This is a genomic window from Candidatus Methylopumilus universalis, assembly GCF_006365315.1.
Classification (GTDB): domain Bacteria; phylum Pseudomonadota; class Gammaproteobacteria; order Burkholderiales; family Methylophilaceae; genus Methylopumilus; species Methylopumilus universalis.
The window spans coordinates 1,164,442-1,185,052 of sequence record NZ_CP040968.1; the positions used below are offsets into that span (position 1 = coordinate 1,164,442).

Annotated in this window: 25 protein-coding genes; 20 read left to right on the forward strand and 5 right to left on the reverse strand. The window is 36.9% G+C overall.

Going from position 1 to position 20,611, the window contains the following annotated elements; all coding sequences use genetic code 11:
* Position 1: 1 nt before the first annotated feature.
* A complete protein-coding gene (gene gatC, locus FIT79_RS06125) occupies positions 2–289 on the reverse strand; it encodes an Asp-tRNA(Asn)/Glu-tRNA(Gln) amidotransferase subunit GatC (protein WP_139868572.1) in 288 nt (95 codons plus the stop codon).
* Positions 290–420: 131 nt separating this feature from the next.
* On the opposite strand from gatC, the gene FIT79_RS06130 reads away from it, so the two are divergent.
* The 16 genes from FIT79_RS06130 to lysA are packed head-to-tail and all read left to right on the forward strand — an operon-like array spanning position 421 to position 14,201.
* Entirely contained in the window at positions 421–1,482 is a 1,062-nt protein-coding gene (locus FIT79_RS06130) for a rod shape-determining protein (protein WP_139868574.1), read from the forward strand.
* Positions 1,483–1,520: 38 nt separating this feature from the next.
* Complete coding sequence (gene mreC / locus FIT79_RS06135) at positions 1,521–2,408, forward strand: rod shape-determining protein MreC (protein WP_139875984.1); 888 nt, start codon at positions 1,521–1,523, stop codon at positions 2,406–2,408.
* Between the two features lie 10 nt (positions 2,409–2,418).
* Positions 2,419–2,856 (forward strand): rod shape-determining protein MreD, encoded by a 438-nt coding sequence (mreD, locus tag FIT79_RS06140; RefSeq protein ID WP_190243286.1) that lies wholly within the window; start codon positions 2,419–2,421, stop codon positions 2,854–2,856.
* Positions 2,857–2,876: 20 nt separating this feature from the next.
* Entirely contained in the window at positions 2,877–4,784 is a 1,908-nt protein-coding gene (gene mrdA, locus FIT79_RS06145) for a penicillin-binding protein 2 (RefSeq protein WP_139868579.1), read from the forward strand.
* A 12-nt stretch (positions 4,785–4,796) separates the two neighbouring features.
* Positions 4,797–5,894, forward strand: a complete 1,098-nt coding sequence (gene rodA / locus FIT79_RS06150) for a rod shape-determining protein RodA (RefSeq protein WP_139868581.1) — start codon at positions 4,797–4,799, stop codon at positions 5,892–5,894.
* Positions 5,894–6,799, forward strand: a complete 906-nt coding sequence (locus FIT79_RS06155) for a septal ring lytic transglycosylase RlpA family protein (protein WP_139875986.1) — start codon at positions 5,894–5,896, stop codon at positions 6,797–6,799. Before rodA ends, FIT79_RS06155 begins: the two co-directional genes overlap by 1 nt.
* Positions 6,800–7,078: an HP0495 family protein gene (locus FIT79_RS06160; RefSeq protein WP_139875987.1), complete on the forward strand. Its 279-nt coding sequence runs from the start codon at positions 6,800–6,802 to the stop codon at positions 7,076–7,078. It abuts the gene before it with no gap.
* A gap of 4 nt (positions 7,079–7,082) precedes the next feature.
* Positions 7,083–7,697, forward strand: coding sequence for a lipoyl(octanoyl) transferase LipB (lipB, locus tag FIT79_RS06165; protein ID WP_139875988.1), 615 nt, complete (start codon positions 7,083–7,085; stop codon positions 7,695–7,697).
* Positions 7,694–8,647, forward strand: a complete 954-nt coding sequence (gene lipA, locus FIT79_RS06170) for a lipoyl synthase (protein ID WP_139875989.1) — start codon at positions 7,694–7,696, stop codon at positions 8,645–8,647. Before lipB ends, lipA begins: the two co-directional genes overlap by 4 nt.
* A complete protein-coding gene (gshA, locus tag FIT79_RS06175) occupies positions 8,648–9,943 on the forward strand; it encodes a glutamate--cysteine ligase (protein WP_139868591.1) in 1,296 nt (431 codons plus the stop codon). It abuts the gene before it with no gap.
* 2 nt (positions 9,944–9,945) lie between these two features.
* On the forward strand, positions 9,946–10,866 hold the full coding sequence (gene gshB / locus FIT79_RS06180) for a glutathione synthase (protein ID WP_139875990.1): 921 nt from the start codon (positions 9,946–9,948) through the stop codon (positions 10,864–10,866).
* Complete coding sequence (locus FIT79_RS06185) at positions 10,853–11,902, forward strand: FAD:protein FMN transferase (protein WP_139875991.1); 1,050 nt, start codon at positions 10,853–10,855, stop codon at positions 11,900–11,902. The genes gshB and FIT79_RS06185 overlap by 14 nt, the downstream gene beginning before the upstream one ends.
* Positions 11,903–11,930: 28 nt before the next feature.
* Positions 11,931–12,260: a NusG domain II-containing protein gene (locus FIT79_RS06190; protein ID WP_223260787.1), complete on the forward strand. Its 330-nt coding sequence runs from the start codon at positions 11,931–11,933 to the stop codon at positions 12,258–12,260.
* Complete coding sequence (locus FIT79_RS06195; RefSeq protein ID WP_139875993.1) at positions 12,241–12,762, forward strand: Gx transporter family protein; 522 nt, start codon at positions 12,241–12,243, stop codon at positions 12,760–12,762. Before FIT79_RS06190 ends, FIT79_RS06195 begins: the two co-directional genes overlap by 20 nt.
* Before the next feature lie 50 nt (positions 12,763–12,812).
* Positions 12,813–12,941, forward strand: a complete 129-nt coding sequence (gene lptM / locus FIT79_RS06750; protein ID WP_223254723.1) for an LPS translocon maturation chaperone LptM — start codon at positions 12,813–12,815, stop codon at positions 12,939–12,941.
* A gap of 3 nt (positions 12,942–12,944) precedes the next feature.
* Positions 12,945–14,201: a diaminopimelate decarboxylase gene (gene lysA / locus FIT79_RS06200; protein ID WP_139875994.1), complete on the forward strand. Its 1,257-nt coding sequence runs from the start codon at positions 12,945–12,947 to the stop codon at positions 14,199–14,201.
* On the opposite strand, the gene purU is transcribed toward lysA, so the two are convergent.
* A complete protein-coding gene (gene purU, locus FIT79_RS06205) occupies positions 14,198–15,052 on the reverse strand; it encodes a formyltetrahydrofolate deformylase (RefSeq protein WP_139875995.1) in 855 nt (284 codons plus the stop codon). The genes lysA and purU overlap by 4 nt on opposite strands.
* Positions 15,053–15,149: 97 nt before the next feature.
* Here purU and ispH point away from each other — a divergent pair, with 97 nt between their 5' ends.
* Genes ispH through FIT79_RS06225 form a run of 4 tightly spaced genes read left to right on the forward strand, consistent with a single transcriptional unit; the run spans position 15,150 to position 18,067 of the window.
* Complete coding sequence (gene ispH, locus FIT79_RS06210; RefSeq protein ID WP_139875996.1) at positions 15,150–16,091, forward strand: 4-hydroxy-3-methylbut-2-enyl diphosphate reductase; 942 nt, start codon at positions 15,150–15,152, stop codon at positions 16,089–16,091.
* A 2-nt stretch (positions 16,092–16,093) separates the two neighbouring features.
* On the forward strand, positions 16,094–16,543 hold the full coding sequence (gene nudB / locus FIT79_RS06215) for a dihydroneopterin triphosphate diphosphatase (RefSeq protein ID WP_139875997.1): 450 nt from the start codon (positions 16,094–16,096) through the stop codon (positions 16,541–16,543).
* A gap of 12 nt (positions 16,544–16,555) precedes the next feature.
* Positions 16,556–17,653 (forward strand): quinolinate synthase NadA, encoded by a 1,098-nt coding sequence (nadA, locus tag FIT79_RS06220; protein WP_139875998.1) that lies wholly within the window; start codon positions 16,556–16,558, stop codon positions 17,651–17,653.
* The gene (locus FIT79_RS06225; protein WP_139875999.1) at positions 17,654–18,067 is read left to right on the forward strand and encodes an HIT family protein; all 414 of its coding nucleotides are present in this window, start codon (positions 17,654–17,656) and stop codon (positions 18,065–18,067) included.
* Here the strand turns inward: FIT79_RS06225 and FIT79_RS06230 are convergent.
* Genes FIT79_RS06230 through mpl form a run of 3 tightly spaced genes read right to left on the reverse strand, consistent with a single transcriptional unit; the run spans position 18,059 to position 20,611 of the window.
* Entirely contained in the window at positions 18,059–18,367 is a 309-nt protein-coding gene (locus tag FIT79_RS06230; RefSeq protein WP_139876000.1) for a (2Fe-2S) ferredoxin domain-containing protein, read from the reverse strand. The two genes, FIT79_RS06225 and FIT79_RS06230, sit on opposite strands and share 9 nt — an antisense overlap.
* A complete protein-coding gene (locus FIT79_RS06235) occupies positions 18,368–19,237 on the reverse strand; it encodes an energy transducer TonB (RefSeq protein WP_189644855.1) in 870 nt (289 codons plus the stop codon).
* A 9-nt stretch (positions 19,238–19,246) separates the two neighbouring features.
* Positions 19,247–20,611 (reverse strand): UDP-N-acetylmuramate:L-alanyl-gamma-D-glutamyl-meso-diaminopimelate ligase, encoded by a 1,365-nt coding sequence (gene mpl, locus FIT79_RS06240; protein WP_139876002.1) that lies wholly within the window; start codon positions 20,609–20,611, stop codon positions 19,247–19,249.

Here is a 20,611-nt window from a genome sequence, read left to right on the forward strand (position 1 = left end):
ATTATTCAATCACCTGAGGCACAATATATAAGCCACCACTCACTTCTGGCGCTATTTTTTGTAATTTTTCTCTTTGATTTGTTTCTGTGACAATATCTTCACGGAGTCTTTGAGTGACCGATTGGCTGTGAGACATAGGGGAAATGTTAGTCGTATCCACCTTTTTCATATCTTCAATAAGATTTAATATGCCCGATAATTTTTTAATCGTCGCATCCGCCTCTTCTTCCGTAATTTTGATGCGTGCTAAATGGGCAATTTTTTTGATTTCGTCATGTGTAATCGACATACAAATAGAATTCCTGTTTTTCTAGAGAAAAGCTGTTAATTTATTGATCAATATCATGTATTATACCCTGATTCTATTGACCTTTCTTGGGTTTGAAGCGCCACTTTTTTAAAGAAATTCTAACGATAAACATGCTTAAAAAAATATTCAGTTTTGATCAATTTATGGCGAATGATATTGCCATCGACTTGGGCACTGCAAACACACTGATCTACATTCGAGGTAAAGGCATTGTCTTAGACGAGCCTTCTGTTGTAGCGATTCGTCATGAAGATGGTCCTAATGGCCCGTATAGCAAAAAATCTTTATTAGCGGTCGGCATCGAAGCTAAAACGATGCTGGGTCGATCACCTCAAAATATTCAAGCGATTCGTCCAATGAAAGATGGCGTGATTGCTGACTTCAATATTACTGAAGACATGATTAAGTTTTTTATTGCAAAAGTGCATGACACAAGATGGTTTGTGCCAAGCCCACGCATTATTATTTGTGTCCCTTACGGCGCAACTCAAGTGGAGCGAAGAGCTATTAGAGAATCTGCCGAAAGAGCAGGCGCTAAGCAAGTGTTTCTCATTGAAGAACCTATGGCAGCCGCCATTGGTGCAGGACTTCCTATCAGTGAAGCGACAGGATCCATGGTGATTGACGTGGGTGGTGGCACGACTGAAGTTGGTATTATTTCATTAGGCGGTATTGTGTACGCTAAATCTGAACGTGTGGGTGGCGATAAAATTGATCAAGCTATTATTGATTACTTGAGACGAAATTATGGCACACTGATTTCTGATCCTACGGCTGAAATGATTAAGAAAAAAATTGGTACTGCATTCCCGATGTCTGAAATTTTAGAGCTCGAAGTGACAGGTCGAAATCTTGCTGAAGGACTTCCTCGTCGCCTCAAAATTAATAGCAATGAAATTCTAGAAGCCCTACAAGAGCCTTTAAATGCCATTGTGAGTGCTGTGAAATCTGCACTTGAACAAACACCGCCAGAATTGGGTGCTGATATTGCTGATAATGGTATGGTATTAACTGGCGGTGGTGCTCTATTAAGAAATCTCGATCGCTTACTTATGGAAGAAACAGGCATTCCTGTTGTAACTGCGGATGACCCTCTCACTTGCGTTGCAAGAGGCTGTGGCAAAGCACTTGAATCACTCGATCAATTCTCGACCGTATTTGCTCACGAATAATTTTTGTTTTTTGCTACTTCATTAATAGTTAAAGCTTAATGATTAAATCTCATCAACGTTCATCTAAGCTTTTCAATAAAGGCCCTTCACTTTTATCCAAATTATTGTTACTCATATTCATATCGATTGTATTGATGGGTGTGGATTTTCGTTTTCATTATTTAAAAAATATTAGGCAAGCAACGAATGTATTCACCAAGCCTTTTCATTCATTGCTGAATTTACCAAGTGATCTATATCATTTCACAACAGCATACTTTTCCAATCAATCTCGTTTGCTTCATGAAAATGAAACACTAAAACTGAATATAGATAGCCTGAAGGCTGATCTTCAACGTTTAGATTTTATAGATCAAGAAAATAATCAATTAAAAAATTTACTCGACGTAAAAAATGCGTATAAATTTAAAACTGAAGCTGTCAGTATTATTTATTCCCGCTTTGATCCCTTTAGTCAAAAAATTATTATAGATGGCGGACTTAATAAAGACTTTCAAGCAGGTCAGCCTGTCGTTAATGCATTAGGTCTTGTAGGACAAATCAGCAGTGTTTTTCCTGAAACAAGCGAGGTGACCCTTATTGTTGATAAAAAAATGTCTGTGCCTATTCAAATACAAAGAAACGGTTTAAGAGCGATTACGAACGGGAATGGGCAAAACGAAACGATTTCAATTCCTTACTTACCCAATAGTGTCGACATCATTAAAGGAGATATTTTAAAAACATCAGGGATTGATACAATCTACCCGGAGGGCATTACCGTCGCAGAAGTATTAGAGATTATTAATGATCCTAAGCTGCCTTTTGCAAAAATTATTTGTAAACCTATGTCGGCGATTCGTAATCACAGCCATGTCCTTGTGGTGACGCCCATTAACAAAATTGCAAATCATCTAGCGACCCCAAAAAATGATCAAAAAAAATAAATTATTTTTTATGTCTTTAATCATCGCAGCGATGATTAATCTCATACATATTAATATTTTTAATACTGATTTAACGCCAGATTTTATTCTGCTTACTCTCATATTCTGGTTTTTTAAAAATCCTAATGCAGTGTATATCTCAACATTTTGGCTCGTAGGGCTCATCACGGATATTTTTATGGGTGATCTTCTAGGACAGCATGCTCTCACCTATGCATCTTGTTATTTTATTGCGCAATATTTTATAAATAAAATCATGCTTAACAATAAGCATCAAAAATTACTTTATATTTTCTTAATATTTTTAAGCGCGCAAATTATCATGTTGATCATTAATCTCACGCACGATCTTCACTATCCAGGACTAAGTTATTATCTTCAAAGTATCACAGCCGTTTTCATATGGCATGCGCTCTCTAAATTTAGATTTTTTAAATTAGATCGCTAAAGACATAAGGCCATCTTAAGATGTCTTATACTAAAAATAGTCAAAATATTTATAAGTCGCGCTATTTATTTAAGCAAAGATTAGCGCTGCTTACAGCTTTGATATCCATTGCTTTTTTAGCTATCGTCGGGCGCTTTTTTTATCTTCAAATTTTTAAATATGATTTTTACAGAGGCTTATCAGAAAATAATCGTATTGCTGTGATTCCAAATGTTCCAAATCGAGGCCTTATACTCGATCGTAATGGTATTGTCATGGCAGACAACTATTTTGTTTACAGTCTAGAAATTACGCCTTCTAAAGTCAGCAATCTCAACAAAACTATTGATAATTTAAAACCTATCGTCGAATTTAGTGCCAGCGATTTAAAACAATTCAAAAAAATTTTAAAAGAGAGTTCTTCTCTAGATAGTATTCCTATCAAAACGCATCTATCAGAAACTGAAGCGGCGAGATTTGCTGCAAATAAATTACAATTTGAAGGGGTAGAAATTAGATCCAGGTTGTTTAGGCGCTATCCTAAAGGAGCTTTCGCGTCTCATCTTATTGGTCATATTAATAGAATCAATGAGGAGGATAAAGAGGTCATTAAGAAATTAGGCTGGCAACAAAACTATAAAGGCACTGACTCCATAGGCAAGCTTGGTATTGAAAAATACTATGAAGCTAAGCTTCATGGCACCACTGGATTCCAAGAAGTTGAAATTGATGCCAATGGAAATTCAATTCGTATTTTAAATAGTACGCCTTCTATTGAGGGTGACGCCATTACATTGTCGATCGATTCAAACCTACAAGAGATTGCTGAAAATGCATTTAATAAATACCGGGGTGCGCTCGTCGCTTTAAATCCGAAAAATGGTGAAGTGCTTGCATTTGTAAGCCGTCCTAATTTTGATCCCAATCAATTTGTAGGTGGTATTGATGTAGATGAATGGAAGGTGCTGAATGAGTCATTAGATAAGCCTATGCTTAATCGTGCGATTAATGGTTTATATCCTCCAGGATCTACCATCAAACCTTTTGTCGCATTAGCTGCGTTGGAAAATGATATTCGTAAACCGCCTTTTAATATTAAGGACCCAGGCTTCTTCACACTTCCTAACTCTGGCCATACTTACAAAGACTGGAAACCCTACGGGCATGGTGTTGTGGATATCGTAATGGCAATTACTATCTCATGCGATACATTTTTTTATGGGCTAGGTATCGAATTAGGCATTAAAAAATTATCTGAATTTCTATCTCGCTTTGGCTTTGGTGAGACGACTCACATTGATATGTTTGGTGAAAATGCCGGCTTATTACCTTCACCTGAATGGAAACAGAAACGATATAAACAACCTTGGTATTTAGGTGAAACTGTCATTACCAGTATTGGTCAAGGCTATACGCTCGTCACACCTATGCAGCTCGCTCAGGCAGTAGCAACAATCGCCAATGGCGGATTGATTGTGCAGCCAAGGCTTATCCAATCGATTAAAAATAATCAAACTGGCAAAATAGAAACGTTTAAAAATAAAATTGTTCGAGAACTACATTTCAAACCTGAGAATTTAGCGCTCGTCAAAGAAGGTATGATGAACGTAACGCAACCCGGTGGCACTGCTGCAAGCGTTGGTGCTGGGGCGTCATATAAAATGGCAGCTAAAACAGGGACCGCCCAAGTTGTTGAGATGAAGCGAAATCAAAAATATGATCCTAATCGCATGAATGAAAGACATAGGGACCATGCACTTTTTATTGCCTATGCACCTGCTGAAGATCCTACGATTGCAGTTGCAATTATTGTTGAGAATGGTGGTCATGGTGGATCAACCGCGGGACCGATTGCAAGAAAATTGATGGATTATCATTTGCTCAAAAAAATAGCTGTAAGCAAAGAAGATAATAAAGCAGCCTCACTTGAATCTGAATATCACGATTAAAATAAGATCACTATGTTAGAACGTTTATTCCTTCGACTACAAAAAAATATTGACTCTGTTTTAATGGTCTTTATTAGCTCAGCTTTAGTGGTGGGTCTTTTTACACTTTATAGCGCTTCAGGGCGAAATATTATCCTGGTGCTTAATCAGCTTTTTTATATTGGGCTGGGTTTTATATTGCTTTGGGTCACAGCGAAGATACATCCTAAATATTTTCAGAAATTAGCACTTCCTATTTATATCGTAGGTTTGTTGCTTCTTTTTGGTGTCATGTTTTTTGGGCAATCGAGTCATGGAGCTAAACGCTGGTTAAATTTAGGTATCTTTAAAATGCAGCCTTCAGAAATTATGCGAATTGCCGTGCCTATTGCCATGGCTTGGTATCTTTCTAAACGAGAAAATAAACGGCACGCGATCGATTATGTCATTGCCTCACTTTTTTTTATTTTGCCCGTCATCCTTATTATCAATCAGCCTGATTTGGGCACAGGACTCTTAATTGCCGCATCAGGTTTTTATATTCTTTTTTTAGCAGGCTTAAATTGGAAATTTATTATAGGAGGTAGTATCGGTCTTTTTTCATTAACGCCTTTCATTTGGACGCATTTACATGATTACCAGAAAAATCGATTGCTCATTTTATTAGATCCAAGCCAAGACCCATTGGGCTCAGGCTATCACACGATTCAATCTTCTATTGCCATGGGTTCAGGAGGGCTTATTGGTAAAGGTTGGCTTAATGGCACACAAGGTCAACTTGATTTCTTACCTGAACGAACCACCGATTTTATTTTTGCAGTCTTTAGTGAAGAGTTTGGTCTTTTAGGCAATTTATTACTCTTAGGTCTTTATGGACTCATTATTGGTCGGAGCCTCATGATTGCCTCACAAGCCAAAAATACATTTACACGACTTCTAGCCGCTAACATTGGACTTACTTTCTTTACCTATATCTTTATTAATATTGCGATGGTAAGTGGCATCATGCCCGTGGTGGGCGTGCCTTTGCCTCTCATTAGTTTTGGTGGCACATCTATGACGATTATTTTAATTAGCTTTGGTATATTAATGAGTGTGCATTCACATAAAGAACTTGTAGGATCATCTTAATGTTTAGAGTCTATTTTCTTAGTTTTCTCTTCCTTTCTCTCTTAACAGGTTGTGCAAGTGTTCCTTCTTTCAAGAATGATTCCCTGCCCGTACCTTTAAAAAAAGGTGGGGGCTATTACCTCGATGATGGTCCAGGTGATAATCTTCCTGGAGATATTGATGCGATTCCTGATGCAGTACCAAAAGTAGAGCCCTTTCATGGGCGTGCGAATCAACCTTATATTGCACTCGATAGCAAATATGTCCCGATGACTTCTTTCTATCCATATAAAGAGCAAGGTGTCGCTTCTTGGTATGGTAAGCGCTATCACGGCAAAAAAACATCGATCGGTGAAGTCTATGACATGTATGGCATGACGGGCGCTCACACTACACTCCCTATTCCATGTTATGTGCGAGTCACAAATACTGAAAATAATAAAAGCGTGATTGTCAGAATCAATGATCGCGGTCCATTTAAAAAAAATCGTGTCATCGATTTATCATTTGCCGCAGCTTACAAATTAAGATTGTCTGACAAAGGCAGTGGTCCAGTAGAAGTGGAGCTTATTGACCCAAGACAATTTAGTGCGCTGAAAAAAACGTCTGATCTCATTAATGAAAAAATAAAAGAAAAAGATGCGGTAGTCACTCAAACAAAGCTAGCTGAAGTTCCAATATCAAACGAACCTCTTTATATTCAAGCAGGGGCTTTTAAAAATGAAAAAAATGCAGATCTCTTATTAAAACAACTTTCAGATATGGGGCTAGAAAATACACCACCATTTAAAAAACAATTTTCAGAAGATTTATTTCATGTGGTCATTGGGCCTTTTAATTCCAAGGATGAGGCAAATAACATCGCAAATCTTATTAAAGCAAAAATAAAAATTAGTATTTTTGTAGTGACTAAAGAAAAGAATTAAATGTCTGGTAATCATATGCCACAAGAAACCTTGATTGAATTTCCATGTCATTTTCCGATTAAAGTGATGGGAGAAGTCCATGATGAATTTACATCTACGGTCATTGAAATCATTAAACAAAAAAACAGTAGTTTTGATCCGAGTACAATCGAGATGAAAGGAAGCAGTGAAGGTCGTTATATCAGTCTTACATGCTTTGTTTATGTCACAAACAAGCCAGAATTAGATGACATCTACCGATCACTTTCAACGCACCCGATGATTAAATTCGTTCTCTAGATTTATGTCGATCGATGTGAAATATCTTGGTATCACGCCTTATGAATCTACATGGAATAAAATGAAAATTTTTACTTCCAATAGAGTTGACTCCACACAAGATGAAATATGGATTACGGAACATGAAGCTATTTATACGCTGGGTTTAAATCGAAAAGATTTTATAAAGCCTTTAAGAAGTGATATTTCAGTTCTTCCTGTTGACCGAGGCGGAAAAATTACTTATCACGGCCGAGGTCAGCTCATTATTTACCCACTTATCGATCTTAAGCGCTATCAACTCACCATTAGATCTTTTGTGACTTTAATCGAAAAAAGTATTGTGAATTTTTTATCCCGTCGCGATATCAAAGCTAATGCTAAAATAGAAGCCCCTGGAGTCTATATTGAAAATAAAAAAATTGCTTCATTGGGATTGCGTATCAAAAATCATGCTTCATATCATGGTTTAAGCATGAATATTGATATGGATTTGTCTCCTTTTGAAGCGATTGATCCTTGTGGCTTTAAAAACTTACAAATGACACAATTAAAAACATTTACAAATGATGTATCGATTGAAGCTATAGGCTTCGAAATTGCGAATGATATTAAACATCAGCTACTCAATTTAAAATGATAAAACCTAATATTTCAAAACCCATAGGTGTCAAAGAAATTAATTTTGAGAAAACTTCCAAGATTCCTATCAAAATTATTGAAGCACCTATCAAAGCCAAACCGCATTGGATCAAAATGCAGCTGCCTCAAAGCCAGCGATTTAATGAAATTAAGTCAATTTTAAGAAAAAATAATCTTCATAGCGTTTGTGAAGAAGCCAGTTGCCCCAATATCGGCGAATGCTTTAGTCAAGGCACTGCTACATTTATGATTCTTGGCGATCTTTGTACAAGACGCTGCCCATTTTGTGATGTTGGACATGGCAGACCTTTGCCCCCTGATGCAGATGAACCCAAAAAATTAGCCCAAACTATTCACGAGCTTAATTTGAAATACGTTGTGATTACAAGTGTAGATCGTGATGATCTGCGCGATGGCGGTGCGCAACATTTTGTCGATTGCATTAAAGAGATTCGTAGCAGTTCACCCAACATTAAAATCGAAATTTTAGTGCCCGACTTTAGAGGTCGCCTTGATAAAGCGCTCGATATTTTAAGCTTGATGCCACCTGATGTGTTTAATCACAACCTTGAGACCATTCCACGACTTTATAAAAAAGTACGTCCAGGTTCAGACTATCAGCACTCACTTAATTTACTATTAAATTTTAAATTGAAGTTTCCTAACATCCCGACGAAGTCAGGACTTATGTTGGGGCTGGGCGAAACAAATAGTGAAATCATTGAAGTGATGAAAGATTTAAGATCGCACAAAGTTGAAATGCTGACCCTTGGACAATATTTACAGCCAAGCGCTCATCATCTCCCTGTGGATCGTTACGTGGATCCAAAAGAATTTGATGCTTTAAAAGAAGAAGCGGAACACATGTTATTTTCATCCGTAGCTAGTGCGCCCATGGTTAGAAGCAGTTATCACGCAGATATTCAAGCACATGAGGCTCAAAACTAAATGGTTCCCCATTTAAAAACCGCCCTCACAGGGCCGCTTCTTTCATTAGAAAAGCATCTCATTCATGAAATGGCAAATATTGAACATTGGTTTCGCATTCAATGGCTAGAGCATGCTGCTCCCTTTTACGCATCTGTTGATTTAAGAAATGCAGGATTTAAACTAGCGCCGGTCGACACTAACCTTTTCCCAGGAGGATTTAATAATTTAAATCCGGACTTTTTATCACTCTCTGTTCAAGCGGCGATGGTGGCAGTTGAAAAAGTTTGTCCTGAAGCCCATCGCCTTTTAATTATTCCTGAAAATCACACACGAAATATTTATTACTTAAAAAATTTATTTGAATTACAAAATATATTAAGAAAATCAGGCCTAGAAGTTCGCATTGGTAGTTTAGATACAAGCATTTCAGAACCTACAACCATTGCAGTTGAAAATAATAAGTCTTTACTTATAGAGCCTTTAAAGCGCATCAAAAATAGATTAGTACTTGAAAATAAGACACTCGGTAATTTTGATGCATGCGCCATATTATTAAATAATGATTTATCGGCTGGTATTCCTGATATCTTAAGAAATATTGAGCAAAATTTAATACCCCCTCTTCATGCAGGATGGGCATCACGCAGAAAATCTCAACACTTTAAAGCTTACGACGATGTCGTGAAATCATTCGCTGAATTTATTAAGGTAGATCCCTGGCTTATAAACCCTTATTTCGATCATGCAAGTGGTATTGATTTTCATGCAAGACAAGGCGAAGATGAACTTGCGACAAAAGTAGAGCAAATCTTAAATAAGATTCAATCAAAATATAAAGAGTATAAAATTGAGCATGAGCCCTTTGTGATTGTTAAAGCGGATGCTGGGACTTATGGTATGGGTATTATGACAGTGAAACATGGCGACGAATTAAGAAATTTAAATCGAAAATCGCGCAATAAAATGTCTGTTGTAAAAGAGGGCTTGGAAGTTTCAGAAGTGATTATTCAAGAAGGCGTCTATTCTGAAGAATGTATTAACGAAGCAGTCGCAGAGCCTGTCGTTTACATGATAGATCATTTTGTTATTGGTGGTTTTTATCGTGTGCACACCACGCGTGGTAAAGATGAAAATCTTAATGCGCCTGGTATGCATTTTGTACCTTTAGCCTTCGAAACTTCTTGCTCAACACCTGAGATAGATGAGTCGCCACTTTCAACACCCAATCGATTCTATGCTTATGGTGTAATCGCAAGATTAGCGCTTCTTGCAGCAGCCATTGAACTCGAAACGCATGATCCAATGAATCAATAATTATGCCTATTCTCTTTATAATCGACCCGCCTCATTCCTTAAATTTAAAAAAGGATTCGACCTTTGCCTTAATGAAAGAGGCCATTAAACAAAATCATGAAGTTTATTTTTGTTTACAACATGACTTATATATAGATGCCAACCAATTGTTTTGTAGAACGTATCGCTTTGAAGTAAATATTTTTCCGAATCATGCAAAAACTTATGAAACACATCCTGTTTCATTTTTTAATGCGCTCTTTATGAGAAAAGATCCGCCAGTGGACCAAGCTTATCTGCATACAACTTTCTTATTAGATATTGCCGAAAAATCAAATGTGAAAGTATTTAATAAACCTTCTTCTATCAGAAGTTGGAATGAAAAAATATCTATACTCCAGTTTGATGAACTCATACCTAAAACCTTAGTCACAGCGAATCCAGAAATTGTCAAGCAGTTTTTTAGAGATCATGGCGATATCATTTTGAAGCCACTTGATGGTATGGGTGGAAAAAATATTTTCCGCGTCAGTGAGTTTGAAAAAAATCTGAATGTAATTCTAGAAATTATGACCAATCATGGCCATCAAATGATTATGGCCCAGCAATATATTCCAGAAATTAAATTAGGTGATAAACGTATTGTGATTATTGAAGGAAAACCTTTTCCCCATGCGTTGGCTCGCATTCCCATGGAAGGCGAAACGCGAGGCAATTTGGCATCAGGCGGCCAAGGTGTCGCACAAGCTCTATCAAAAAGAGATTTAGAAATTGCTACAATCGTAGGCAAAAAACTATTGAGTGAAGGTCTTCATTTTGTAGGCATTGATGTCATTGGTAATTTTTTAACAGAAATTAATGTGACAAGCCCAACCGGTATCGTTGAACTTTTTGAACAAACAAAGCAAAACCCTGCAGAACTTATTATCAATGCGCTTCATTAAGTTTTTTTTTATTCTTTTAGGTTTTGCTTTTCTTCAGTCTTGCTCCCATCCCTCCTTATACCAATCTAAGCATTATGTATTTGGAACTATTGTAGATATTTCTATTTATGGTGAAAAAGAAGAAAAAGCAGAAGAAGCCGCCAAAGCAGTTCTTGAAGAATTTACAAGACTTCATAACTCCCTTCATGCTTGGAAAAAAAGCGATCTTACCAATCTCAATGAATCTATTTCAAAAAATAAGTCTTATAGAAACGCCTCTTCAGAACTTATTGAGATCATAAAAAATGCAAGAGAGCTAGAAGTCACTTCCAATCATCTCTTTAATCCAGCAATAGGCGAGCTCATCAATTATTGGGGATTCCATCAAGATGAATTTACTCCAATCCATCCAAATGAATCAAAAATAAAAAGCCTCGTTGAAAGAAGGCCTTCTTTAAACCACCTTCAGATTTCAGGCACAACTATCACGAGCTCAAATCCACATGTAAAAATTGATCTTGGTGGATATGCAAAAGGGTATGCACTTGATCGAGCAAGTAAAATTATCCGAGAGCATCATATTAAAAACGCACTCATCAATATTGGCGGGAATATTATGGCAATCGGTCAACATGGCAGTAAACCGTGGCGTGTTGGCATACAAGATCCTAGAGGAGCACAAGCGATAGCAAAAGTTGATTTGCCAGACGGATGGGCCATCGGGACATCAGGCGACTATCAAAGATATTTTATAAATGAAGGTAAGCGCTATTGCCATCTTATTAACCCCTTTACAGGGTATCCAGTCGAAGGCATCTATTCTGTAACTGTTCTGATCGAGCCATCACAAAGTGCCGGTACTTTATCCGACGTTTTATCTAAGCCGCTTTTTATCAGCAAGAAAGAAAATAGAAAAGATATGGCAAAAAAACTTGGGATCTATCACTACTTAATTATTGAAGAAAAACACATATCGATGACTAAAACAATGGCAGATAAAATTCAATTTTTAAATCCTCTTACCCAAAAGAATAATCAAATTGAAATTACCCGCTAAATTTTTTCTTGGCGATAGCCTTATTATATTGGTAAGTATTATCTTTATAATTTTCGCTTTTAAGACTTTCTGGCATTTTGAAACAGGGAGTGTCGTACAAGTAAATTTTCAAGGAAAAACATATGGAAACTTTAGTCTATTTCAAGATAAAAAAATTAGCCTGATTGGCCATGAGGGTAAAAGTATGATTGAAATTAAAGATGGACGGGCTCGTTTTAAATCAGCGCCATGTAAAAATCAATATTGTATTCAACAAGGCTGGATTAGTTACACAGGACAAATGCTGATCTGTATTCCTAATGAAGTGAGCATTGAAATTTTAGGTAAAACGAAAGCTTATGACTCGCTCAATTATTAAAATCAAAACGACGTTGATAGATCATCAAATCGCGCAATTAAGTGCGATTGCGATTGGTCTAAGCCTAATTGAATCGGTGTTGCCATCCCCCATGCCAGGAGTAAAACCTGGTATAGCTAACATCATCACGCTTTATGCTATCTATCGCTTTAATTTTAAAACAGCCATGTGGGTGAGTATCCTAAGGGTCTTTGCCACAAGCCTTATATTAGGTCAATTTTTAAGCCCTACCTTTATGCTGAGTTTGACCGGGTCAATGTTGAGTCTTTTGACTTTATATTTTGTAATTAAATTACCATCTAAATTTTTTAGCCCCGTAGGCCTCTCCGTCCTCTCTTCTTTTGCACATATTGCAGGTCAGCTTATGCTTGTTCGTTTATGGCTTATCCCTCATGCCAGCATCTATTATTTAATACCTATATATAGTGCGGCTGCACTTTTATTCGGATGCATCAACGGGTGGATTACCTATCGATTACTTAAACAGCACAATTCCATATAACACTTCCAGATAATGCTAAAATAAACAAAGTCAAAAAAGGTATAGACATCATGAAAAAATATCTATGTATTTATATAAGTGCTTTATTACTTCTTAACTTAGTAGGATGCGGTACCAAAGGAGGCTTATATATCCCCGAAAAAAAATATCCGCAAGATACAGCGCCTGAAAAAAAATAAATAATGGGCCAAACGTCATTCATTCATTCTAACAATGGTGTGCTTTTTGCAGAAGGCGTTTCTCTTGAATCCATTGCAAAGCAATTTAGTACGCCCACTTATATTTATTCGAAGAATACACTCATTCAAACTTTTGAGTCTTTTAAAAAAGGACTGCTTAAGACAGATCACCTTATATGTTTTGCAGTGAAATCTAATTCTAATATTGCGATTCTTAATCTTTTTGCCGGACTAGGTGCAGGATTTGATATTGTGTCAGGCGGCGAACTTGAGCGTGTCATATTTGCCGGTGGCGATCCACAAAAAATTGTATTTTCAGGTGTGGGTAAAACTGAGTCTGAAATTTCGGCCGCTTTAAAAGCCAATATATTATGTTTCAATGTGGAATCTCGAAGCGAGCTTATGCGCATTCAAGGTGTTGCAGAAAAAATAAATATCAAAGCACCTATCTCGATCCGAGTAAATCCTGATGTTGATGCCAAAACTCACCCCTATATTTCAACTGGACTAAAAGACAACAAATTTGGTGTCGATTTTAATCAAGCACTCTCGCTATATCTTGAAGCAAAAAGTATGAGTCATATTGATATCAAAGGTATTGATTGTCATATTGGCTCACAAATTACAGAACTAAAACCTTTTGTGGATGCACTGGATCGAGTCCTTTCGCTTGTAGATCAACTTAAAAAAAATAATATTCATTTAAGTCATGTCGATATTGGTGGGGGTATTGGAATTTGCTATCAAGATGAGTCGCCGCCTGACTTTGAAATCTACACAAAAGAAATCTTAAATAAGATTAAAGACCTTAATATCAAAATTATTTTCGAACCTGGTCGAGCACTTGTCGGTAATGCAGGTGTACTTTTATCTAAAGTGGAATATTTAAAACAAAATGATATCAAGCATTTTGCTATCATTGACGCGGCCATGAATGATCTCATGCGACCTACCTTATATGATGCTTATCATGAAATTAAAGTAGTTCGCGAACATGATGCGAAACCTCAATCGTTTGATGTTGTAGGTCCTGTATGTGAAAGTGGCGACTTTATTGCAAAAAATAGATTATTAAAATTAAAAGAAAATGATCTCATTTGCATAATGTCGGCTGGGGCTTATGGCATGAGTATGAGTTCAAACTACAATTCACGTGGACGCGCTGCTGAAGTCATGGTGGATCAAGATAAGCTTTATGAAATTAGAACACGTGAAAAATCGAGCGACTTATTTAAGCTCGAAAAGAAGCTACCGCTTTAATCAAAAATAACGGTTTTATTCGAATAAATAAGAATACGATTCTCTATGTGCCATCGCACAGCTTTAGATAAAACGATACGCTCTAAATCTCTACCTTTTTGAATGAGATCTTCGACTTGGTCGCGATGTGAAATGCGATCGATATCTTGCTCAATGATAGGGCCCTCATCTAAGACTTCGGTGACATAGTGGCTCGTGGCCCCAATCAATTTAACACCTCGCTCAAAAGCTCGATGATAAGGCCTTGCACCAATAAAAGCAGGCAAGAAAGAGTGGTGAATGTTAATCACGCGCTGTGGGTAACGTTTTACAAAGTCTTCGCTTAAGATTTGCATGTACCGAGCAAGCACTATGAAATCGACTTGAAATTTATCAAATAATGCAAATTGCTCTGCTTCAGCTTCTTTCTTTTTATCTTTCTCAACTGGGATATGAAAAAAGGGAATGCCATAAAATTCAGCGAGTTTTTGTGAGTCTAAATGATTACTAATAATGAGAGGAATTTCACATTGAAGCTCGTTATTTTTATAGCGATGAAGCAAATCTGCCAAACAATGATCGTATTGCGACACCATAATCGCCATGCGAAGCTTGTCTTTGGAGAGCTTTAATTCCCATGTCATCTTATATGTTTTAGCGATACCCTGAAAAGCTTCCGCAAAAGAGGCTTCATCTAAAGAAAAGTCTTTTAGATCCCATTCAACCCGCATAAGGAAAAGACTATTTTCCGCATCTTGATGTTGGTCGGCATGCAAAATATTTGCATTATGTTGATATAAAAAATCTGCGATAGCTGCCACAATACCTTTAGTATCTGGACAAGTAATTAATAAGGTCGCTGAATTTTTCATAGGATTAAGTGTCAATTTTGAATAAAACGAATTATACATGGACAATCAGGAATAAAATAATAGGCTGTCATTATCAAAACCCCTAAAATATCAATCTATGACAGATAAAATCAATATTCTTTTAGCCAACCCCCGTGGCTTTTGTGCGGGTGTTGATCGTGCCATTCAAATCGTAGAAGAAGCTCTTATACAATATGGCAAGCCTATCTATGTGAGGCACGAAGTTGTCCATAATCAATATGTGATCAATGATTTAAAAACAAAGGGTGCTGTTTTTATTGAAGATCTGAATGATGTGCCGAAGGGTGCGCATGTGATTTTTAGTGCGCATGGCATTTCAAAAGCTATTCGTGAAGAAGCTAAGTTACGTGAGCTTATTCCTATCGATGCGACCTGCCCATTGGTTACCAAAGTCCATGTTGAAGTAAACAAAATGCTTAATCAAGGTATGGATATCATTATGATCGGACACAAAGGCCATCCTGAAGTAGAAGGCACGATGGGTCAAATTGAAAAACATCAGTCAAACCGAAAAATGTATTTAATCGAAACCGTTGAAGATATCAAAAATTTGATTGTGGATCGTCCAGATAAACTTGCCTATGTGACTCAAACGACACTTTCAATTGACGATACGAAAGTAATAATCGACACATTAAAAATAAAATACCCAAGTATTCAGGGACCAAAAAGTGATGACATTTGCTATGCCACGCAAAATAGACAAGATGCAGTCAAGGAAATAAGTAGTCTTTGCGATCTTATTATTATTGTGGGCTCCAGTAATAGCTCTAATTCAAATCGCCTTAAAGAGCTAGCTCTCAGAGAAGGGGTGGAATCCTATATGATTGATCATGAAGATTTACTTCAATCATCTTGGCTAATTAATAAAAAAAATATTGGCATTTCCGCTGGGGCTTCCGCACCTGAGATAAATGTTAAAAATATTGTAAATAAAATTGAATCGCTTACAAAAGCTTCTATCACTGAACTTCCAGGTATCGAAGAAAGTATCATTTTTAAATTGCCTAAGATTTAAATATGTCTTTCAAAAAACCCATTTCATCTCTTGTATTAATTTACACAGAAGATTTTAAAGTGCTTCTTATGGAGCGCGCTGACAAGAAAGCCTTCTGGCAATCCGTGACAGGAAGTTTAGAAGCAAATGAAACGCCAAGTGAGGCTGCAGCAAGAGAGGTATTTGAAGAAACTGGGATTAATGTAAATCAATATTCACTTGAAGACTGGCACCTATCTCACGTCTATGAAATTTATGCTCATTGGCGATATCGTTATGCCCCTGATGTCACACACAATACAGAATACATTTTTGGTCTTAAAGTGCCAGCTCCGATACCTATTCAATTATCAGCAGACGAACATGTGCAATACCTATGGTTAGATTGGAAAGAAGCCATGGATAAAGTTTTCTCTTGGACTAATGTCGAAGCTATTAAAAAATTAGCCGAAATTCATCAACTAAAACTGTAAAATAGATAGTCTATGCAACTCGCTCAAATTAAATTTAATACGTTTGAATCTATCAGCGATGAAGATTGCGAACAAAGAATTATTGCAGCCAAAAACAAACTTGGTAAAAATTTAGTCATTTTAGGTCATCACTATCAGCATGAATCGGTTTATAGACATGCAGACTATACAGGCGATTCACTTAAACTTTCTCGTGTCGTTGAGTCACTTGATGCTAAGTATATTGTATTTTTAGGCGTGCACTTCATGGCAGAAGTCGCCAATATTTTATCAAGGCCTGATCAGGTTACCATTCTCCCAGACTTAGCTGCGGGTTGCTCCATGGCAGACATGGCCAATTTAAGCAAAGTAGAAAGAAGTTATCGAGAGCTCTCAAAAGTACTTTCATTTGATGAAGTTGTCACTCCTGTCACTTATATTAATTCTGCAGCCGATCTTAAAGCTTTTTGTGGTGAACATGGTGGTATTGTTTGCACTTCAACGAATGCAACAAAAATTATTGAATGGTCATTTAAACAGCGGGAAAAAGTTTTATTTTTTCCAGATCAAAATTTGGGTCGTTGGAGTGGTCACAAAATGGGCATTTCTTTAGATGAGATGCCGGTTTGGGATCCAGATCTCCCACTTGGAGGACTCACTGAAGCAGAGATTAAAAAAGCTAAAATCTTTTTATGGAAAGGTCATTGTGCAGTTCATCAAATGTTTCGCCTTCAAAATATTGAGCGCTTTAGACAGGAGCATCCGGATGGTAAAGTCATCTCTCATCCTGAATGCCCTTTTGAAGTCTGTGCTCATTCGGATTATGTCGGTTCGACAGAATATATTTTAAAAACTGTCACAGAAGCTCCTAAAGGCTCTAAATGGTTAGTAGGTACTGAACTTAATTTAGTCAATCGTCTTGCAAATCAAATGAAAGCTGAAGATAAGCTTGTGCAATTTATGTCACATGTTATTTGTGAATGTTCAACCATGGCACGAATTGATCCTCAACATCTTGCATGGTGCTTAGAAAATATTGTAAATAATGAGCCTGTCAATATCATTAAGGTGCCTGAAGATGAGGCGAAGTTAGCCAAACTTACTCTCGATCGTATGCTTCAGGTGTCATAAATGACGTCATGCACGATTTGTAATCTTATTGAAGGTGAAATTATCTGGAGTGATGATAAGCTTCGCATAGTCCTCATAGACGATAAAGGTTACAGAGGTTATTGTCGTGTTGAATTCATTCATCATATAAAAGAAATGACGGATTTAGATGAAGCGCTGCAATTGAGAATCATGCGCTGCGTGTTTAAAGTTGAAGAGGCTTTAAGAAAAATCTTTCACCCTGAAAAAATTAACTTAGCAAGCTTAGGCAATAAAACACCACATATTCACTGGCATGTCATCCCTCGTTTTAAAGAGGATTCGCACTTTCCAAATTCGCATTGGGGAGAAAAGCTAAGAGAAGGTTTACATCAACCGATATCAACAGAAGAAAAAAAAGACCTGATTAAACTATTAAATCAATCCTTAAGCTAATAAGCGCGTTACTATTTTTCCTTGCTGAATGTGGCTTTCGATAATTTCATCAATATCTTGTTCATCTATAAAGCGATACCAAGTAGCTTCGGGATAAATGACAAGTAAAGGTCCCTCGCCACATCGATCAAAACATCCTGCTCGGTTAATTCTCACTTTAGATTCGCCATTTAAATCAAACGATTTAATTTTTGATTTCATGTACATGAACATTTTTTCAGCTCCTTTGTCAGAGCAACACGCTTCGCCATCCTCGCGCTGATTTAGACAAAAGAAAATATGATGTTTGTAATAATTCATTTATTGGGATGACAAGGTGTCGTCTTTCGTAAAAGTCCATGTTCTTGTAATGCTCAAAATATCTACTTCCTTTCTAATATCTTCAGGAAATGTAGCATAGGGAGCACCTAATTCCACAATCTTTTTTGCTGCGTCATCTAGTATTTTAAATCCTGAACTTTGATTAATCTCAATATTATCAATTCTTCCATCAGGCTTTAAAGATACTGTCATCCTTAGTTGGCCTGAGAATTTTTTTTCGCGTGCTTCTTCTGGATAATTCATATTACCCAAGGTCTCTACTTTTTGTCTCCATGCTTCTGCATAAAGCGCATATTTATATTCTTTGGTACGAGCGCCAATATATTTTCGTCTAGGTTGTTTCTCAAAATTAGAGATTTGATTTGAAAGAGCTGCATCTGATGCACTAATTTCACTTGCACTTGCCAGGACCTCTTCTTTGCTAATCGATTTATTAATAACTTTTGACTCTTTAGGCTGCTGAACTGCTTTGGGCTCATTCAATACTTGTGCGTCTTTTTTTACAATCTTTTCTTGTGACGAGCTTGACGCCTTTCCAACCGCTGACTGATCACCACGATTATTTAATTGAAATGTATTTTTATTTTCAGTGATTATTGGTAGTGGTGTTTTTTTATGGGCATCTTTTTCTGTATTACCCCCTTTATTTGAATTGCTTTGTGCTAAAACGTCTGCATCTTCTTGGTGATTGTCTTTAGAATTTGTTAAAACCACTTCAATCTGGGAGAGTTGGTTCTTAAATGGTTTAATTGGTTTAAAGTGAATGAGCTGGATGGCAAGAAAATGCAGCACAAAGGATAAGAGAATTGAAAGCTTAAGAATATTATTCTTGTATATGCTTTCATCCATAGTCATAAATTAAACTACTCCCTTTAATAAGATTTGATGAATGCCATTGAAACTACCGTTACTCATGACGAGAACATGATCGCCTGATTTTATCTCTTTTAAAATAGTGTCTACAAAAATTTTCATATCATGCCCTACAAATGATTTATTTTTTATAGGTGCCAAAGCCTCTTCAGCATTCCAAGTTAATTTTTCACCATAACAAAATACTTGGTCTGCATCTTTTAAACTTTCAGGCAGTGCACTTTTCATTGTGCCTAATTTCATTGTGTTAGATCTAGGCTCCAAGACTGCGATGATTCTTGCTTTCCCTACTTTAGCTCGTAATCCTGCAAGCGTTGTTGATATCGCTGCTGGATGATGCGCAAAATCATCATATATTGTAATACCGTTTTTTATACCAATACATTCCATTCTACGTTTTACATTTTTAAAAGTTTGCAAAGCCTCTATCGCATCTTTTAATGTCACACCGACATGGTGCGATGCCGCAATCGCAGCTAATGCATTCATACGATTATGATGACCTAAAAGATCCCATGATAAAGTGCCCACCAATTTACCAAGATTTAAGACTTCAAAAGATTGATCTTGATTGACCTTGCCAATCGATAAGCCTTGTGGACTTCCAATATAAGCTTTTTCAGACCAACAGCCTTTATTCATGACTCTTTTTAAACTGTCTTCTTCATCATTAATAATTACGCGTCCGATACTGGGCACCATACGTACCATATGATGAAATTGCGTTTCAATCGCATGAAGGTCTGGAAAAATGTCTGCGTGATCATACTCAAGATTATTAAGTATCGCAGTCTTCGGATGGTAATGAACAAATTTAGAGCGTTTATCAAAAAAAGCTGTGTCATATTCATCTGCTTCAATCACAAAGAAGGGTGAAGTTTCATTCGAATCATTTTTTTGTGGCAAACGTGCTGAAACATCAAAGTTGAGTGGCACGCCACCAATAAGAAATCCGGGCGCATAACCATTAAATTCTAAAATCCATGCAAGCATGGATGATGTTGTCGTTTTGCCATGTGTCCCTGCAACTGCAAGCACCCATTTATCTTTTAAAATGGCTTCGTAAAGCCATTGCGGTCCTGATATATATGGCAAGCCTCGATTCATAATTTCTTCCATCAGAGGATTGCCACGAGACACCACATTACCAATTACATAAAGATCTGGCTTGAGTTCAGTTTGTTTTTTATCAAAACCTTCAATGAGTTCAATACCAACACTTTGTAATTGGGTGCTCATAGGTGGGTATACATTCGTATCGCAACCCGTCACGCGATAACCTGAAGCTTTGGCTAAGGACGCCACGCCACCCATAAATGTTCCACAAATGCCTAAGATATGAATATGCAT

Coding starts and splice junctions, on each gene's coding strand:
- gatC (WP_139868572.1), bottom strand. CDS start 289: ATGTCGATTACACATGACGAAATCAAAAAAATTGCCCATTTAGCACGC.
- FIT79_RS06130 (WP_139868574.1), top strand. CDS start 421: ATGCTTAAAAAAATATTCAGTTTTGATCAATTTATGGCGAATGATATT.
- mreC (WP_139875984.1), top strand. CDS start 1,521: ATGATTAAATCTCATCAACGTTCATCTAAGCTTTTCAATAAAGGCCCT.
- mreD (WP_190243286.1), top strand. CDS start 2,419: ATGTCTTTAATCATCGCAGCGATGATTAATCTCATACATATTAATATT.
- mrdA (WP_139868579.1), top strand. CDS start 2,877: ATGTCTTATACTAAAAATAGTCAAAATATTTATAAGTCGCGCTATTTA.
- rodA (WP_139868581.1), top strand. CDS start 4,797: ATGTTAGAACGTTTATTCCTTCGACTACAAAAAAATATTGACTCTGTT.
- FIT79_RS06155 (WP_139875986.1), top strand. CDS start 5,894: ATGTTTAGAGTCTATTTTCTTAGTTTTCTCTTCCTTTCTCTCTTAACA.
- FIT79_RS06160 (WP_139875987.1), top strand. CDS start 6,800: ATGTCTGGTAATCATATGCCACAAGAAACCTTGATTGAATTTCCATGT.
- lipB (WP_139875988.1), top strand. CDS start 7,083: ATGTCGATCGATGTGAAATATCTTGGTATCACGCCTTATGAATCTACA.
- lipA (WP_139875989.1), top strand. CDS start 7,694: ATGATAAAACCTAATATTTCAAAACCCATAGGTGTCAAAGAAATTAAT.
- gshA (WP_139868591.1), top strand. CDS start 8,648: ATGGTTCCCCATTTAAAAACCGCCCTCACAGGGCCGCTTCTTTCATTA.
- gshB (WP_139875990.1), top strand. CDS start 9,946: ATGCCTATTCTCTTTATAATCGACCCGCCTCATTCCTTAAATTTAAAA.
- FIT79_RS06185 (WP_139875991.1), top strand. CDS start 10,853: ATGCGCTTCATTAAGTTTTTTTTTATTCTTTTAGGTTTTGCTTTTCTT.
- FIT79_RS06195 (WP_139875993.1), top strand. CDS start 12,241: ATGACTCGCTCAATTATTAAAATCAAAACGACGTTGATAGATCATCAA.
- lptM (WP_223254723.1), top strand. CDS start 12,813: ATGAAAAAATATCTATGTATTTATATAAGTGCTTTATTACTTCTTAAC.
- lysA (WP_139875994.1), top strand. CDS start 12,945: ATGGGCCAAACGTCATTCATTCATTCTAACAATGGTGTGCTTTTTGCA.
- purU (WP_139875995.1), bottom strand. CDS start 15,052: ATGAAAAATTCAGCGACCTTATTAATTACTTGTCCAGATACTAAAGGT.
- ispH (WP_139875996.1), top strand. CDS start 15,150: ATGACAGATAAAATCAATATTCTTTTAGCCAACCCCCGTGGCTTTTGT.
- nudB (WP_139875997.1), top strand. CDS start 16,094: ATGTCTTTCAAAAAACCCATTTCATCTCTTGTATTAATTTACACAGAA.
- nadA (WP_139875998.1), top strand. CDS start 16,556: ATGCAACTCGCTCAAATTAAATTTAATACGTTTGAATCTATCAGCGAT.
- FIT79_RS06225 (WP_139875999.1), top strand. CDS start 17,654: ATGACGTCATGCACGATTTGTAATCTTATTGAAGGTGAAATTATCTGG.
- FIT79_RS06230 (WP_139876000.1), bottom strand. CDS start 18,367: ATGAATTATTACAAACATCATATTTTCTTTTGTCTAAATCAGCGCGAG.
- FIT79_RS06235 (WP_189644855.1), bottom strand. CDS start 19,237: ATGGATGAAAGCATATACAAGAATAATATTCTTAAGCTTTCAATTCTC.
- mpl (WP_139876002.1), bottom strand. CDS start 20,611: ATGCATATTCATATCTTAGGCATTTGTGGAACATTTATGGGTGGCGTG.